Here is a 15,574-nt window from a genome sequence, read left to right as displayed (position 1 = left end):
GTCAGCATGAGTGGTGACACCCATCCGATGACCGAGGCCAGTTCCGTGCCTGCCAATGGTGAGGGCGTCTCCGCCGAGGGGTCTGCCGTCGAGGACACCGGCTCCCCCTCCGTGGGGGAGACTCTCCCCTCCATGGGCGAGGACGCAGCTGGCGATGCCCGGGCTGACGCCGAGGCTGACGAGTCCACACCAGCTCTGGAGCAGCGTCTGGCAACACTGCAAGCCGAAAACGACACCCTGCGCAGCCAGTACATGCGCATCGCCGCTGACTTCGATAACTTCCGCAAACGCCAGAGTCGTGATCAGGAGGATCTGCGCCTGCAGATCACCTGCTCCACCCTCAGTGAAATCCTGCCGGTGGTGGACAACTTCGATCGCGCCCGCCAGCAGCTCAACCCCCAGAGCGAGGAGGCCCAGACCCTGCACCGCAGCTACCAGGGTCTCTACAAGCAGCTCGTGGATGTGTTCAAACAGCTGGGTGTCTCGCCGATGCGGGTCGAAGGTGAGCCGTTTGATCCCAGCCTCCATGAAGCGGTGATGCGGGAACCCAGCGATGAGCACCCCGAGGATGTGGTGGTCGCGGAGCTTCAGCGGGGCTACCACCTCAATGGTCGTGTGCTGCGTCACGCCCTGGTCAAGGTGTCGATGGGACCTGGCCCGAGCAGTGATTCTGAACCGCGTGAGGAGCAGGGCGGCTGATGGCCGATTACTACGAGCTGCTGGGCGTCGGTCGCGACTCCGATGCAGAGACTCTGAAGCGGGCCTACCGCCGGCTGGCGCGTCAGTACCACCCGGACATCAACAAGGATCCCGGTGCTGAGGACAAATTCAAGGAGATCGGCCGTGCCTATGAGGTGCTGAGCGATCCCCAGACCCGCGCCCGCTACGACCAGTTCGGTGAAGCCGGTCTGGGGGGATCGTCCGGCATGCCCGACGTGGGCGACATGGGCGGTTTCGCCGATCTTTTTGAAACTTTCTTCAGCGGTTTCGGCGGCGCGGCCGCCTCTGGTGGGGCCCGGCGCCGTGGGCCCCGCCAAGGCGATGATCTTCGCCTGGATCTGACGATCAGCTTTGCCGAGGCCATCGCTGGCCTGGAGAAGGATGTGCAGATCCGCCATCTCGAAACCTGCAGCACCTGCAGTGGCTCAGGCGCCAAGGCCGGCAGCGGCCCCACCACCTGCGGCACCTGCGGAGGTGCCGGTCAGGTTCGCCGCGCCACCCGCACGCCTTTCGGCAGCTTCACCCAGGTGGCCCCCTGCCCCAACTGCGAAGGCAGTGGCCAGGTGATCGCTGATCCGTGCAACGCCTGTGGCGGTCAGGGGCTGCAGCAGGTGCGCAAGAAGTTGCGGATCAACATTCCCGCCGGGGTCGATTCGGGCACCCGGTTGCGGGTGGCGGGCGAAGGCAATGCCGGCCAGCGCGGCGGTCCGGCCGGGGATCTCTACGTGTTCCTCACGGTTCAGCCCCATCCCCAGCTGCGCCGCGAAGGGCTCAACATCCAGTCCCAGGTGACGCTCAGTTATCTGCAGGCGATCCTCGGCGACACCATCGAGGTGGAGACCGTGGACGGCACCACCGAGCTGGAGATCCCGGCGGGCACCCAGCCCGGCGCCGTGCTCACCCTCCAGGGCAAGGGGGTGCCGAAGCTCGGCAATCCCGTCGCCCGTGGCAACCACCTGTTCACCGTCAAGGTGCAGTTGCCCACCAAGCTCTCCGGTGAGGAGCGGGAGCTGCTGGAGGAACTGGCTGGCCACCACACCAGCAAGGGCCATCGGCACCATCACAAGAGCGGCCTGTTCGGAGGGCTCTTCGGCGGATGAATGCCGCCGTGCCTGCAGCGTCCGGCGGGGGAGACCAGACCCCTGAAGAGGCTCCTGAACAGATCGCGATCGCCGCTTGTCTCGATCTGGTCGGCACCCCCTGTCCGATCAACTTCATCCGCACCCGCCTGGCCCTCGAGAGGATCCCTGACGGGGCCTGGCTGCAGGTCGACCTGGATCCCGGCGAGCCGCTGACGATGGTGAGCCAGGGCATCGCGGCCGACGGCCATGGCCTGCGCCAAGCGGCACGGAACGACGGCAGCGTGCGCCTCTGGATTCGTCGCCATGGCGCCTGAGCGCCCTGATCAGATCAACAGCGAGAGGATCTGTGCCGGCCAGGTGGTCGCCCTGCTCGCCAACTTCTGCTGGGTGCGGCTCGATCGGCCCGGTCCCGATGGCTGTGAGCGCCTGCTCTGCACCCGCCGCACCCGGCTCGACAAGAGCGGCCAGCAGGTCGCTGTGGGGGATCATGTCGAACTGGGCGGGGTCGACTGGACCAGTGGCCGGGCGGCGATCGAGCGGGTGCGGCCGCGCCGCAATCTGCTGGAACGGCCGGCGGTGGCGAACGTGGAGCGGATTGTGGTGGTGGTGGCCCTGCAGCAACCGGCCGTCGACCCCCTGCAGCTGACCCGTTTCCTGCTCACCGCCGAAGCCACTGGCTGCCGGGTCGAGCTGGTGGTGGCCAAGGCCGATCTCACCGAGGCCGCCCTGCAGCACCACTGGTGCGACCGGCTGCGCCAGTGGGGCTACGACCCCCTGCCGGTCTCGTCTGTCACGGGCGCCGGCCTGGAGGCCCTGCGTGCCCGCCTTCGCACTCCTGGCATCACCGTCTTCTGTGGACCCTCCGGAGTGGGCAAGAGCAGCCTGCTCAACGCCCTGCGGCCCGATCTGGACCTGCGGGTGGCGGCGGTGTCGGGGCGATTGCAGCGGGGCCGCCACACCACCCGCCACGTGGAGCTGTTTCCGTTGACGGAGGGGGTGCTGCTGGCCGATACGCCGGGATTCAACCGCCCCGTGTTGCCAGCCCAGCCGGAGGCACTGGCGCAGCTGTTCCCCGAGATACGGCGGCGTCTGGCCGAGCAGCCCTGCCGCTTCCGCAACTGCCGCCATCAGCAGGATCCGGGATGCAGCCTTGGTTCTGACTGGGATCGCTACACCCTGTATGGCCAGTGCCTGGCCGAGGTGGAGGCCACGGCGGCGGCGGTCCCGATCAAGGTCAGTGATCGCCAGCGCGGCGATGGCGAGGCGTTGCGTCTGGCCGCTCCCCTGCGCCAGCTGTCGCGGCGGCGACAACGGCAGCAGGCCTGCCAGGATCTGGAACAGGACTGATCCCGGTTGGCCTCAGCCTCCGGGCCCTTCCAGCTCAGCCCCCCATGCCGGGCAGGTTGAGATTGAGGCCGCCGGTCAGTTCTTCCATCCGCTCCTTCATGGTGCTGGTGGAGAGGTCGTAGGCGGCCTTGAGCGCCTCCAGGGTGGCCGTTTCGGTGGCCTCAGCGCCGTCTGCCACCAGTTCGGCACTAAGGCGTACCTTCAGGGGCTGCTGGTTGCCGGTGAGCCAGACGCTGGCTCGTCCATCGGCACTGCTGCCCTCGATCTCCATGGCATCAAGCTCGTCCTGCAGTTTCTGGGCGTCCTGCTGGATCTGCTGAGCTTTGCGAAAGGCTTCGGTGAGTTGACCGAAATTGGGAAGACCGAAGCCAGCCATCACGGTTGGGAAACTCCGCTCAGGTTAGGGCCCGAGTCGTTTCACCTCTGGATGGAGCTCAATGCCATGGTGTTGCCGTACCCGCGCCTGAACTGCCTGGATCAGGGCATCGATGTCGGCGGCGCGGGCCGCACCGGTGTTGACGATGAAATTGGCGTGCAGGGGTGACACCTGGGCGCCGCCGATGCTGAGACCCTTGAGACCCAGGTCTTCGATCAACCGCCCGGCCTTCTGGGGTTCGGGGTTGCGGAAGACGCTGCCGCAGCTTGGTTGCTGATAGGGCTGGGTGCTGGTGCGGCTGTGCAGATTGCTGCTGGTGCGGGCGGTCACTGCCGCGGGGTCGTGGCCGGGGCTCAGCCGGAAGCGGGCGGAGAGCACGATCAGTCGCTCCTGCTGGAGCCGGCTGTGGCGGTAGGCGAAGTCGAGCTCGCTGGCGCGCAGGTCGAAAGGGTGTTGCGGCCGTTGCGGATCCACCACCCGCACCGACTCCAGCCACTCCGCCGTACAGCCCCCCTGGGCGCCGGCGTTCATCACGGCGGCACCTCCGACTGTGCCGGGGATGCCCACCGCCCATTCCAGACCGCTCAGTCCGGCCCGGGCGGCCCGCCGCGCCAGGGTGGGGATCGGCTCTCCCGCTTCGGCCACCACCAGGCCCTCGTGGGGGTCGAGACGGCTGCCCTGCAGGCGCCGATGGCAGAGGGTCAGGCCGTCGAGCCCGGCATCCGAGATCAGCAGGTTGGAGCCGGCCCCGATGCACTGCAGCGGCAGGCCCTCGCTGATCGCCCAGCTCACCAGGGCCAGCAGTTCCAGCTGACTGGCAGGCTCGGCAAACCAGGACGCCGGACCGCCCACCTTCCAGGTGGTGTAATCACCGAGCTGAACGTCCTGGCGGAGCCCAGCGGGTGGCCCCACAGTGGTCTGCATCACGTTCAGGCCGCCACCGCGGTGACGGGGAGGTCAGTCTCGCCCAGGTTCTGCAGGCGGTCCCACAGACCGTTCACATCCCCGGCGCCCATGGCCAGCACCAGATCGCCACGTTCGGTGGATGTCGTCACCAGCTCGGCCAGCTGGTCGAGCGAGGCAGCCACCTGGACCGGCAACGCAGGGGCAATCCGCTGCAGCAGAACGGCGATCGCGGTGCTGTCAATCCCGGGCAGCGGCGCCTCGCCGGCGGCGTACAGCGGAGCCAGCAGCACCGCATCCGCACAGCTGAGGGCCTCGGCGAAGCCCTCAAGGAACTGGGCCGTTCGGCTGTAGCGGTGGGGCTGAAACACGGCCACCACCCGCCTGGGCGCTGCAGGCAGAGGGCTGCGGCCGCTGCTCACCATCAACTGCGCCATGGTGAGGGTGGCGCTCACCTCGCTGGGGTGGTGGGCGTAGTCGTCCACGATCAGGCGACCATTCCAGCTGCCGCGATAGTCAAACCGCCGCCCGGGGGCCTGGAGCCGTTCCACGGCTTGGCGCAGCTCGGCGAAGGACACCCCCTGCAGCCGGCAGGCGGCGATCGCGGCGGCGGCGTTGCTGAGGTTGTGGCGGCCCGGCAGGGGCAGATGGAACTCGCCGCTGGGGCTGCCCTTTTCGAAGAAGCGCACCGTGGTGCCGTCGCCCCGCTCCTCCAGCGGCAGAGCCGCAAAGGCCACCCCATCAGCCGTCTCGATCGACCACCAGTGGTCGGCGTTGAAGTGCTCCCGCAGGATCGGGCAGTCGCGATTGGCCAGCACCGCGCCGGAGCTGGCGGCGAAGCGGCGAACGGTGCTGATCAGGGCATCGAGGTCGGCGTAGTGGTCGGTGTGGTCCAGTTCCAAGTTGGTGATCACGCCCAGTTGGGCGCGGAACTTCACCAGGGAGCCGTCCGATTCATCGGCTTCGGCCACCAGCAGTTTGCCGGCGCCGTTGCGGCCATTGCTGCCGAACGCGGGCACGATGCCGCCGATCACCGCGGTGGGGTCGTGGTGGGTGGCCTCCAGCAGGGTGGCGATCAGGGTGCTGGTGGTGGTTTTGCCGTGGCTGCCGGCCACGGCGATCGAGGGCTGGCCGTTGATCAGGGCCGCCAGCACGTCGGAGCGGTGGCAGATGCGCAGCCCGGCCCGCTCGGCCGCCATCAGCTCGGCATTGCTGGCCGGCACGGCGGTGCTGATCACCACAAGGGGTTGATGGGAGGTGCCGCTGCGGATGGCGGAGATGGTGGTGGCGCTCTGCTCGCGAAACACCCGCACACCGCGGCGTCTCAGGGCCTGCAGCACGGCGCTGTCGCGGGGGTCGGATCCGCTGACACTGAAGCCCCGCTCCGCCAGAATCCCCGCCAGGGCCGACATGCCGATGCCGCCGACACCGATGAAGTGAATCGGTTGCTGGCGGTTGAGCGACAGGGCCAAGGGGGTCTCCATGCCCGTAGAAGTTAAGCCGTGAAAGGTCCCCGGACCTTTACGAGATGCGTCGCTTCCGGGTGCGGCAGTGAAGCAGCCAGCTCACCGCAAAGGAGGCGCGCCAACGATTTCTGGGCACCACGAAAAATACCGATTTACCTTGGAAGCAGCGATTGAGACTCATGTACTGGCCGGCGTCGGCATTGGCCAATGGTCGCGACAAGGCCGATTTTTCGTGGTGCCCTTCTGTATGATTGACAGCCAAAATCACCTTTGCTAGCGGTTTTCACCGTTTTCTGCCATGACCCTGCGTGTTGCGATCAATGGATTTGGCCGAATCGGTCGCAACTTCATGCGCTGCTGGCTGAGCCGGGGTGCCAACACCGGTATCGAGGTGGTGGGCCTGAATGACACCTCGGATCCGCGTACCAACGCACACTTGCTGGAGTACGACACGATGCTGGGCCACATCCGTGATGCGGAGGTGAGCTACACCGATGACTCCATCATCGTGAATGGCAAGTCGATCAAGTGTTTCTCGGATCGAAATCCACTCAACCTTCCCTGGAAGGAGTGGGGCGTTGATCTGGTGATTGAGGCCACCGGCGTCTTCATCGACCAGAAGGGTGCGGGCAAGCACATTGAGGCTGGTGCCAGCAAAGTTCTGATCACGGCACCAGGTAAAGGGGAAGGCGTCGGTACCTTTGTGGTGGGCGTGAATGCTCACGAGTACCGCCACGATGATTGGAACATCATCAGCAACGCCAGCTGCACCACCAATTGCATGGCGCCGCTGGTGAAGGTACTTGATCAGTCCCTGGGGATCATCAAGGGCATGATGACCACCACGCACAGCTACACCGGTGACCAGCGCATTCTCGATGCCAGCCACCGAGATCTGCGCCGAGCCCGTGCCGCCGCCGTGAACATCGTGCCCACCTCCACCGGTGCTGCCACGGCTGTGGCCCTGGTGTATCCGCCGATGAAGGGGAAGCTCAACGGCATTGCCATGCGGGTGCCCACCCCCAATGTTTCGGTGGTTGACATGGTGTTGGAGGTGAGCCGCTCCACCACCAAGGAGGAAGTGAATGCCATTTTCAAGGCCGCCTCGCAGAACGAGATGAAGGGCATCATCAAGTACTCGGATCTGCCCCTGGTCTCCACCGACCATGCCGGTACCAATGAGTCCACCATCGTGGATTCCGACCTCACCATGGTGATGGACGGCAATATGGTGAAAGTGATCTCCTGGTACGACAACGAGTGGGGCTACAGCCAGCGCGTCGTCGATCTTGCTGAAGTGGTGGCCAGCAACTGGAAGTGATCACTGTTGTGTGAACACCCGGTCTGTGATCACCCAGCCTGTGATCACAGCCTGGTTCTGTCGAGAGTCGAGCCGCCTCCTCCTGGGGGCGGTTTTTTGGTTTCAGGCCTGTGCAGGCGCAGGGTCTCAATCAGTCGAAGCTGCGCGGAAGTGGCTGAAGCCGGCATTGTCTGCTGCCAGGGGCTCGCGGTTCTCCGCCCAGCGCACCACGCCGCTCCCAGCCACCAGGGCGCCGATCAGCTGACCCTCCTCCAGCTCCTCGGCCAGGGCCTGCGCCCAGGCCCGCGGCAGGGCCAGCACCAGTTCGAAATCCTCTCCGCCCCCCAGGCACCAGCGCCGCCCCTGCGGCAGGAGGCCCATGGCCGGATCCATCGGCAAGGTGGTGCTCTGCAGCAGTACATCGCAACCACTGGCGGCGCCGATCGCCTGGGCTGCGGCCACCAGGCCATCACTGCTGTCGGTGCCCCCAACCCGCCAGGGCTCCCCAGCCGGCTGGCTGCGGTGCAGAGCTTCCACCGCATCGAAACGGGGCCGCGGCCGTCGGTGGGCCTCGATGGCCCGCTGCCGCAGCGAGGGATCGATCGCCGCGACGTCGAGGCCTGAATCCCCCTGCAGCAACGCCAGCCCCAGGCGGCTGAGGCCATGGTGGCCCGTGCTCACCAGCAGATCGCCGGCCCGTCCGCCGCCGCGGCGGATCATGCCATGGGTCCTTCCCTGTGCAGCGGCGGTCTGCTGGGAAGCCGCCGCCAGCCGGCCCAGGGCCGTGATCGCCAGCAGGCGCTGGTTGCCAGCGCTGCAGTCCCCCCCCAGCAGGGTGCCTCCATAGCGACGCAGGGCCGCAGACAGGCCCTGATAGACCTCCTCCACCCAGGCCCAGGCCGTGGTGGGTGGAGCCACCAGCCCCACCGTCAGCCCCACTACTTCCTGGCAGCCCATGGCCGCCAGGTCCGAGAGATTCGCCACGGCGGCGCGCCAGCCCACATCGGCGGCTCCGGTGGTGGCCTCACTGAAGTGAAGGCCCTCCACCAGTACATCGGTGTTGATCACGATGCTGCCGCTGCCTCCGGGCACGAGGGCGGCATCGTCGCTGAACTGGTCAGTGGGGGCGAAGGCCCCCAGGCGCCGGATCAGCTCCCATTCACCCAGATCGGACAGGGTGGTTGGGGAGGCCAGTGATCCACGGTCTCCGGCCGAAGCCGGAGGGGCCGGTTCAGCCATGGGCCTGAAGATTCTCTGCGCCTTCCAGCACCCGGATCCTGACGATGCCGTCATCGGCGGTGAGTTCCTCGAGAACGTCGAAGCCGTCGACCACATAACCGAAGGCGGCATAACGGCCGTCGATCAGGTTGAGGCCCGCGGGCGTCAGTTCGGGCTCGAACAGGAACAGGAAGAACTGGGAGGAGCCGTCGTCGAGGGCCTCATCGGAGTGGGCCCATCCCAGGGTGCCTTTGCTGGAGAAGGGCAGCACCGGCTCCGCCTTGAACATCCCCAGATCTTCAAAGGTCTGGTTGTAGAAGGGGGCCTTCTCGCCGGGAACGCGGATTTCCAGGGGCACATGCCGCTCCAGCTTCGTGGTGGGATCGATGAAGCCATCGGCCGGACCACTGGGATCGCCGGTCTGGAGCACGTAGAAGTCTTCGGCGCGGATGAAGGGCAGGCCGTCGTAGAAGCCGCGCTGGGCCAGGTCCACGAAGGCTCCGGCGGTGAGCGGCGCGTTGTAGCCATCCACCACCGCAGTGAGATCACCCTTGGTGGTGGTCAGCTGCACCGTGGCGCGCCCCAGCAGCCGTGGCAGGTCGGCGAAGCTCTCGGGGATGGCATAGGGGAAGGGCCCGACCAGCATCGCCTCGGCCGCGCCGATCGTGGCCAGGGCCTGCCGGCGTGCCGCCAGGAAGGCATCGCGGTTCTGTTGTTCGGCGGTGCCGGCCAGCGTCTCCAACTGGTCGCCCAGCTTGCTCAGGAGGGTGCCTGCGGCGTCGCGATCGGTGTCCGGGAAGTTGTTCACCATCGCCTCCTGGCGGGAGGCGAGCAGCGACTGGCTGCGGCGCACGGCCCCGAGCAGGGCGTTCCAGCGCTTGGCCCGCAGGTCGTCGCTGGTGGCCTCGAGGCGATGCTGCAGATCCTGCAGATCGGAGGCCTGGATGGGCAGGGCATTGCGCAGCAGGGCCGTGGGATCGCTGATGGCGTTGCCGGGGGGCAGGGCTGCCAGGGCCGGCCCGTAGGCCGGAGCCAGCAGCAGCAGGGCCAGCAGCATCAGGCCAAGGGCCTGCCGCCACAGGGAGCCACCCGCCCGGTCCGTGCGCCCGAACCGTTGTCTCTCCTCTGCCGGAACGACTTGCCCCAGACCCACCACCATGGCCCCGCTCCTGCTGCCTTTATCAGGAATCTGGCACAGGGTTACGGAGCCGACCGCGCCTGCTGCGCAAGCCTTCGCAAGGACGCTCCGGTAGCCAGCCGTACAATCCGCCCCATCCGAACCGCCGGAATGATCTCCAGCAACGACTTTCGTACCGGGACCTCGATTGAGCTGGATGGGCAGGTCTGGCGGGTCGTTGAATTCCTCCATGTGAAACCCGGCAAGGGCTCGGCCTTCGTGCGTACGAAGCTGAAGGCCGTCCAGAGCGGCAACGTGGTCGAGAAGACCTTCCGTGCCGGGGAAATGCTCCCCCAGGCCATCCTTGAGAAGAGCACCCTCCAGCACACCTACATGGAGGGCGAGGACTATGTGTTCATGGACATGAGCTCCTATGAGGAGACCCGCCTCACGGCCAAGCAGATCGGCGACAGCCGTAAGTACCTCAAGGAGGGGATGGAGGTGAACGTGGTGTCCTGGAACGGCAAGCCCCTCGAGGTGGAGTTGCCCAATTCGGTGGTGCTGGAGATCACCCAGACCGATCCCGGCGTGAAGGGTGACACGGCCACCGGTGGAACGAAGCCCGCCATCGTCGAGACCGGCGCCCAGGTGATGGTCCCCCTGTTCCTGTCGATCGGCGAGAAGATCAAGATCGATACCCGCACCGACAGCTACCTCGGCCGGGAGACCTGATCACCATGCAGCTCGATCACGACCAACTTCACCGACTCCTGGCCCTGCTTGGTGAGAGCGACATCCAGGAGCTCAGGCTCGAGGGTGATGACTTCCGCCTGGAGGTGCGTCGCAACCTCCCCAGCACGGCCCCGGTCACCCTGGTCCAGGCGCCGGTGGCCAGCCCTGGCCTTGAGACACCGATGCCCACGACCCCGGCCGCACCATCCGCTCCTTCGGCGCCGCCACCTGCCGCCGCCGCTGCGCGTAGTGATCTGATCGATATCACGGCACCGATGGTGGGCACGTTCTATCGGTCTCCCGCCCCTGGGGAGCCTTCCTTTGTGGAGCTGGGTGATCGGATCAGTGCCGGTCAGCCGATCTGCATTCTTGAGGCCATGAAGCTGATGAATGAGCTCGAGGCAGAAGTGAGTGGGGAGCTCGTCGAGATCCTTGTGGAGAACGGCACGCCGGTTGAGTTCGGCCAGGTGTTGATGCGCGTCAAATCGGTCTGAACGGCCCTGGAGCCGCCGGCTCGATGGGCAGTGTCAGCCGAATTCCCAGGCCGTCGTGATCGCCGCCGCCATGCTGTCGGGTCGTGCCACTCCCTGGCCGGCGATGTCAAAGCCGGTGCCATGGTCGGGAGAGGTGCGCAGAAAGGGCAGCCCCAGACTGGTGTTCACGGCGGCGTCAAAGGCCAGCAGCTTCACGGGGATCAAGCCCTGATCGTGGTACAGGGCCAGATAGCCATCGGCACCTGGGCCATGGCCGTGCCAGGCGCTGCCGGCGTCCAGCCAGCAGGTATCCGGTGGCAGTGGGCCCTGCAGGGTCACGTTGGGATGGCATTTGCGCCAGTCCTCCAGACAGGCGTTCAGCCACTCGAGCTCCTCGCGGCCGAGCTGGCCCGCTTCGCCGGCGTGGGGATTGAGTCCGGCCACCACAAGCCGCGGCCGTGGGCTGAAGCGTTGGCAGAAGCTCAGCAGCACGTCCAGCTTGGTCTGCACCAGCTCCGGTCCCAGGGCTGCCGGCACTGCTGCGAGGGGGATGTGGGTGGTGGCCAGCAGGGTGTTGAGTCGCCAGTTTCCTCGCGGTGAGCGGGCCGTGAACAGCATCGAGGTCGGTGCCCCTCCGGCCAGTTCGGACAGCCGTTCCGTCTGGCCCGGGTACGGATGCCCGGCGGCTGCCCAGCTTGCCTTGGCGATCGGGGCTGTCACAAGGGCGTCGCAATCGCCCTGCAGCACCTGTTCGGTGGCCGCCGTGAGCCAGTGGAAGCAGGCGTCGCCGCAGGCGGGTGTGCTTTGCCCCCATGCGGCTGGTTCCAGCAGCGGCAGGTCGACCACCTCGAAATCTGCCGGATCGGCCAGGGCCTCACGACTGTGGACGCGCAGGGCTTCGTAGCTGCGTTCCAGCCAACGCCGACACCCCACCAGCACTGGGACCAGGTCGCCGGGGAGCGGCCTGGCCAGCGCCTTGAGGGTCACTTCGATACCGATGCCGGCGGGGTCGCCGAGGGCGATGGCCAGCCGCCGGGCTCTCCTAGCGTCAAGGTAGGGAGTACCTGGACCTGCTGACACCATGATTCGCTGGTTGCTGGGTGGTCTGTTGCTGCTGGGGGTGGCCACGGGACTGAGCCGTGGCTGGATCGTGCTGGATTCCTGCCGGATGCTGAGGGACCTGAACATTCCCACCATGCAGGATCTGCAGGAGAAGGCCACACCGGTCTGTGCCTCGGACAGCTCCCCCTGAGGGGCGCGTCCTCGCCCGTGCTGTTCAGTCGGGTTCAGGTGTCCCGTTTTCTTCCTGCAGGCAGGCGCGGTAGCCCTCGCGGTAGCTGGGGTACCGCAGGCGATACCCCAGCTTCTGGCAGAGAAGCAGGTTGCCGACGCGCCGGTTCTCGCTCCAGAAGCTGCGGGCCATCGGGCTCATCGTGTCGGCGATGGCGTCGTACGACTCCACCGGCGGCAGGGGATGGCCGATCAGGTGGGCGGCGTAGCCCAGGGTTTCGCTCGAGGGGCAGGGTCTGTTATCCGAGACGTTGAGCACGGGTGACCGTTGTTCCGCCGGCAGGGCGAGGTTATGCAACAGCGCCCCGACGATGTCGTCGACGTGGATGCGGCTGAACACCTGGCCAGGCTTTTGGATCAGCCGGCTGCGGCCGCTGCGCAGGCTGGCGAAGGGGCTGCGGCCGGGGCCATAGATCGCCGGTAGACGAAAGATCTGCAGGGGCAGTCCCAGAGCTCGCCAACCGGCTTCGCTGGCGACCCGGGCGCGGCTGCGCTCCAGCGAGGGTTGCAGCGGGGCTGTCTCGTCAACCCAGGCACCGGCCGTGTCGCCATAGACGCCGGTGGTGGAGAGAACGCCCAGCCATTGCAGGGGCAGGCTGCGCAGCAACGGTCCGAGCAGATCGAGCACCGGATCGCGGCCATCGCGGCCCGGCGGCACGGTGGTGAGCACATGGCTGAAGCCCTCCAGATCGGTGCGGCCGGGCACTATGCCGGCTTCGCTGTCGAACGGCAGCCAGGTCAGTGGTGCGTTGGCATCGGCCGGCCGGCGGTGGGTTGTGATCACCGGCACCGCCTGGGCGCTCAGCGCCGCCGCGAAGCGGTTGCCGCTGTAGCCGCCGCCCACCACCAATACCCGCCGGGGGCGCAGTGCTGCAGGCAGGAGGAGCGGGAGCGGAGCAGACGAGGGCGGCACGGTCGAGGACGGCGTGGGTGAGGGCAGCACGGGGGCCTGTAGTGCGGGCGCCTGCAGTGCGGCTGAAGGCAGGCGAAGGGGTACGGCGAGGGCCTTGACAGCCAGATCGAGAAACAGTACAGATGTATTAGCCGATCATTCCAGGTGTTGCCGTGCCCTGTTCCTCCCCATCCTCTCTGCCTGTGCTGCCGCTTCTCGTCGCCCGCCCGCGACCACCCCGCTTCCGGCGCGGCACCGCTCGGGCCCGGACGGTTGTCGCCCCTGCGGGATCCAGGCAGCGGCCGTTGACGTGCGTGCCGGATCGCTCCGCGGAGCCGGTCGACTCCGTGGCGATCACGGCACTGCTGGCCGTGCTGCTGGTGGTGATGGCGCTTCTGGTGGCTCCAGAGCGACCGGCCGATCAGGAGGCCATCTGCCAGCGATACAACGGCGTTGTCGCCTGCCGCGTCTGGTGAGCCGGGTCAGCGCCCGCAGCGCCTGGCCCGGCCTGGGCCGGAAGACTCCATTGCAGCAGCCGTAGGGCCAGGCGCAGATCGCCGTCCATCCAGGCGCGCAGAGCCATGGCGCGACGCGGGTCGTAGAACGACTGACGGCGGTACCAGTCGAAGGCCTCGGTATCCCCTTTGGCGCCGTTACAGGCCAGGCAGGCCGGTACACAGTTCTCCGTGACGCTCATCCCGCCGCGGCTGCGGGGCAGCACATGATCAATGGATTCAGAAGGTCGTCCGCAGTAGAGGCAGTGGCTGTCGGTCACCTGATGGATCGACCGTCGCCAGCGTCTGGCACGCAACTTTGGGCAGAGATCTTCCAGGAAGACCGCATCCCTGGCCTGCATGTGCGCGCCTCGGTTCGGCGGCAGTTTGACCCCATCGTCCGGCGTGGCAATGTGTCGTGGATGGCAGTTCCAGAGACAGATTCGTCTTCGCTTGCCTGAGCCATCCTCGCCACAGGCCTCGCGGTCCGAGCCACGCCAGCGTTGTCTGATGCGGCTGGGGGAATCGGGCCTGATTGAGGTGGTCAGCCCCTACGACGCCGTGACCCAGGCCCAGCTCCGGGCGGTGCGTCCGCCGGGACGCTGGCTGGGCCGAAAACGGTGCTGGGAGTTTCCGCTCCGTGCGGCCGGTGCGCTGCAGGCTTGCCTGGGGCGCCGCTTTGCTCTGGATCCGGAACTGGAGCAGTGGCTGGCCTGGCTGCAGCAGCCCCTGCCGCCCCTGCCTCCCCATCAGGTCCTGGTGGAGGCTGCCGCCACCACCGAGCCCCTTCCGGATGGGCGCCGCCTGTTTGCCCATCAGCGGGCCGCCGTGCGCTGGCTCCTGGCCCGCCGCGGCGCCGTGCTGGCCGATGCCATGGGCCTCGGCAAGACCCTGACGGCCCTGATGGCGGCCCGCACCCTGGCGCGCCTGTCGGATTGCCGCATCGTGGTGCTGGCGCCGGTGGGGCTGCATGCGCACTGGCGCCGGGAGGCGGCCGCGCTGCAGCTTCATCTGGAGGTGCACAGCTGGTCCAGGCTGCCCGCTTCCCTGCCGCCGGCGGGCACCGTGTTGCTGGCCGATGAAGCCCACTATGCCCAGTCCCTGGCGGCCAGACGGACCCAGGCGTTTCTGCGGCTGGCCCGTCATCCCCGCCTGAGGGCGATCTGGCTGCTCACCGGCACTCCGATGAAGAACGGTCGACCGGCCCAGCTGTTCCCCCTGCTGGCGGCGATCGGCCATCCCCTGGCTGAGGATCAGCGCCGCTATGAGGAGTTGTTCTGCCAGGGCCACTGGCGTGAGCAGGGTGGGCGGCGTATCTGGCAGGCCCAGGGGGCGAGCCGGCTGGAGGAACTCCGGCGGCTGACCCGCCCCCTGCTGTTGCACCGCCGCAAGCAGGATTGCCTCGATCTCCCGCCCAAGCATCGCCGCCTCGTTGCCGCGGAGCTCACGCCCTCGGAGGCCCGCGGCTTTCGGCATCGTCTTCAGGGCGTGATCGACGATTACCGTCGGCGGGCCGCCCAGGGCCGGGTCCGCCGCGACGCTGAGGCCCTGGCTGTGCTCACGGCCCTGCGGCGGATCGGTTCGGACTACAAGCTGTCCCTGGCCCATCGCCTCGTCACCGCCTGTCTGGCGGAGGGCGAACCGGTGGTGGTGTTCACCGGGTTTGTGGCTACGGCGACTCTGCTGGCGGCCCAGCTGCAGGGGGGCTTGGGCGAGGGGGCTCTGGCTGACGGGGTACCCGGGGAACCGGCGGGGGCGGTACTGCTCACCGGGCGCGTGCCGGTGGGGTCGCGTCAGGAGCGGGTGGAAGCCTTTCAGGCTGGCCGCTCGCCGTTGCTGATCGCCACCTACGGCACGGGCGGACTCGGTTTCACCCTGCATCGGGCGCGCCATGTGGTGCTGATCGAGCGTCCCTGGACCCCCGGAGATGCCGAGCAGGCGGAAGACCGCTGTCATCGGATCGGCATGACCGCACCGCTGACCTGCCATTGGCTGCAGCTGGGGGTGGCCGATCAGCTCGTCGATGGCCTGATCGACAGCAAGGCCGAGCGCATTGCCCTGCTGCTGGAGAACCGCCAGCGTCAGCTGCGTCGCCAGGCTCTGCCGGCGATGGTGCGGGAGCTGATCGATGGTTGGTCCTGAGCCGGCCGCCGTTGACGACGCT

18 protein-coding genes are annotated in these 15,574 nt (G+C 67.5%); 10 read left to right on the top strand and 8 right to left on the bottom strand.

The annotated features are described in order from the left end of the window. Positions 1-27: 27 nt before the first annotated feature. The 4 genes from grpE to rsgA are packed head-to-tail and all read left to right on the top strand — an operon-like array spanning position 28 to position 3,149. Positions 28-699 carry a nucleotide exchange factor GrpE gene (grpE, locus tag VB777_RS09850; RefSeq protein WP_197158987.1) on the top strand — a complete coding sequence of 224 codons (672 nt, stop codon included), beginning with the start codon at positions 28-30 and terminating at the stop codon, positions 697-699. After that, on the top strand, positions 699-1,820 hold the full coding sequence (gene dnaJ / locus VB777_RS09845) for a molecular chaperone DnaJ (RefSeq protein ID WP_197157867.1): 1,122 nt from the start codon (positions 699-701) through the stop codon (positions 1,818-1,820). The genes grpE and dnaJ overlap by 1 nt, the downstream gene beginning before the upstream one ends. 8 nt (positions 1,821-1,828) lie before the next feature. Further along, positions 1,829-2,116, top strand: coding sequence for a sulfurtransferase TusA family protein (locus tag VB777_RS09840; RefSeq protein ID WP_416238334.1), 288 nt, complete (start codon positions 1,829-1,831; stop codon positions 2,114-2,116). After that, complete coding sequence (gene rsgA / locus VB777_RS09835; protein ID WP_323248638.1) at positions 2,106-3,149, top strand: ribosome small subunit-dependent GTPase A; 1,044 nt, start codon at positions 2,106-2,108, stop codon at positions 3,147-3,149. Before VB777_RS09840 ends, rsgA begins: the two co-directional genes overlap by 11 nt. A gap of 34 nt (positions 3,150-3,183) precedes the next feature. Here rsgA and VB777_RS09830 read toward each other — a convergent pair whose 3' ends face one another. The 3 genes from VB777_RS09830 to murC are packed head-to-tail and all read right to left on the bottom strand — an operon-like array spanning position 3,184 to position 5,912. Further along, entirely contained in the window at positions 3,184-3,525 is a 342-nt protein-coding gene (locus VB777_RS09830) for a YbaB/EbfC family nucleoid-associated protein (protein ID WP_197157873.1), read from the bottom strand. Positions 3,526-3,549: 24 nt separating this feature from the next. Beyond that, positions 3,550-4,449: a UDP-N-acetylmuramate dehydrogenase gene (murB, locus tag VB777_RS09825; protein WP_323248636.1), complete on the bottom strand. Its 900-nt coding sequence runs from the start codon at positions 4,447-4,449 to the stop codon at positions 3,550-3,552. A 5-nt stretch (positions 4,450-4,454) separates the two neighbouring features. Beyond that, entirely contained in the window at positions 4,455-5,912 is a 1,458-nt protein-coding gene (gene murC, locus VB777_RS09820) for a UDP-N-acetylmuramate--L-alanine ligase (protein WP_416238333.1), read from the bottom strand. A gap of 280 nt (positions 5,913-6,192) precedes the next feature. Here murC and VB777_RS09815 point away from each other — a divergent pair, with 280 nt between their 5' ends. Beyond that, positions 6,193-7,215 carry a type I glyceraldehyde-3-phosphate dehydrogenase gene (locus tag VB777_RS09815; RefSeq protein ID WP_197157877.1) on the top strand — a complete coding sequence of 341 codons (1,023 nt, stop codon included), beginning with the start codon at positions 6,193-6,195 and terminating at the stop codon, positions 7,213-7,215. Between the two features lie 126 nt (positions 7,216-7,341). Here VB777_RS09815 and thiL read toward each other — a convergent pair whose 3' ends face one another. Both thiL and VB777_RS09805 read right to left on the bottom strand, forming a co-directional pair. After that, positions 7,342-8,433, bottom strand: a complete 1,092-nt coding sequence (gene thiL / locus VB777_RS09810) for a thiamine-phosphate kinase (protein WP_322757949.1) — start codon at positions 8,431-8,433, stop codon at positions 7,342-7,344. Beyond that, positions 8,426-9,469, bottom strand: a complete 1,044-nt coding sequence (locus VB777_RS09805; RefSeq protein ID WP_323248656.1) for a peptidylprolyl isomerase — start codon at positions 9,467-9,469, stop codon at positions 8,426-8,428. The genes thiL and VB777_RS09805 overlap by 8 nt, the downstream gene beginning before the upstream one ends. A gap of 231 nt (positions 9,470-9,700) precedes the next feature. Here VB777_RS09805 and efp point away from each other — a divergent pair, with 231 nt between their 5' ends. Both efp and accB read left to right on the top strand, forming a co-directional pair. Beyond that, positions 9,701-10,261: an elongation factor P gene (efp, locus tag VB777_RS09800; RefSeq protein ID WP_197157881.1), complete on the top strand. Its 561-nt coding sequence runs from the start codon at positions 9,701-9,703 to the stop codon at positions 10,259-10,261. 5 nt (positions 10,262-10,266) lie between these two features. Beyond that, on the top strand, positions 10,267-10,755 hold the full coding sequence (accB, locus tag VB777_RS09795; protein ID WP_197157883.1) for an acetyl-CoA carboxylase biotin carboxyl carrier protein: 489 nt from the start codon (positions 10,267-10,269) through the stop codon (positions 10,753-10,755). A 33-nt stretch (positions 10,756-10,788) separates the two neighbouring features. On the opposite strand, the gene pdxA is transcribed toward accB, so the two are convergent. Then, positions 10,789-11,817 (bottom strand): 4-hydroxythreonine-4-phosphate dehydrogenase PdxA, encoded by a 1,029-nt coding sequence (pdxA, locus tag VB777_RS09790; RefSeq protein ID WP_322757950.1) that lies wholly within the window; start codon positions 11,815-11,817, stop codon positions 10,789-10,791. Here pdxA and VB777_RS09785 point away from each other — a divergent pair. After that, positions 11,816-11,986 carry a hypothetical protein gene (locus VB777_RS09785; protein ID WP_197157887.1) on the top strand — a complete coding sequence of 57 codons (171 nt, stop codon included), beginning with the start codon at positions 11,816-11,818 and terminating at the stop codon, positions 11,984-11,986. The two genes, pdxA and VB777_RS09785, sit on opposite strands and share 2 nt — an antisense overlap. 24 nt (positions 11,987-12,010) lie before the next feature. Here VB777_RS09785 and VB777_RS09780 read toward each other — a convergent pair whose 3' ends face one another. Beyond that, positions 12,011-12,937 carry an SDR family oxidoreductase gene (locus VB777_RS09780; RefSeq protein ID WP_322757951.1) on the bottom strand — a complete coding sequence of 309 codons (927 nt, stop codon included), beginning with the start codon at positions 12,935-12,937 and terminating at the stop codon, positions 12,011-12,013. A 293-nt stretch (positions 12,938-13,230) separates the two neighbouring features. Between VB777_RS09780 and VB777_RS09775 the strand changes: the two genes are divergently transcribed. Then, positions 13,231-13,392 (top strand): hypothetical protein, encoded by a 162-nt coding sequence (locus VB777_RS09775; RefSeq protein WP_322757952.1) that lies wholly within the window; start codon positions 13,231-13,233, stop codon positions 13,390-13,392. On the opposite strand, the gene VB777_RS09770 is transcribed toward VB777_RS09775, so the two are convergent. After that, entirely contained in the window at positions 13,338-13,772 is a 435-nt protein-coding gene (locus VB777_RS09770; RefSeq protein ID WP_197157889.1) for an HNH endonuclease, read from the bottom strand. The genes VB777_RS09775 and VB777_RS09770 overlap by 55 nt on opposite strands. Positions 13,773-13,920: 148 nt before the next feature. Here VB777_RS09770 and VB777_RS09765 point away from each other — a divergent pair, with 148 nt between their 5' ends. Next, on the top strand, positions 13,921-15,552 hold the full coding sequence (locus VB777_RS09765) for a DEAD/DEAH box helicase (RefSeq protein WP_323248654.1): 1,632 nt from the start codon (positions 13,921-13,923) through the stop codon (positions 15,550-15,552). Positions 15,553-15,574 lie beyond the last annotated feature (22 nt).

The sequence above is a fragment of the Synechococcus sp. CCY9202 genome (genome assembly GCF_034931685.1).
Lineage (GTDB): Bacteria > Cyanobacteriota > Cyanobacteriia > PCC-6307 > Cyanobiaceae > CBW1002.
This window is presented reverse-complemented; position numbering and strand designations above follow the sequence as displayed.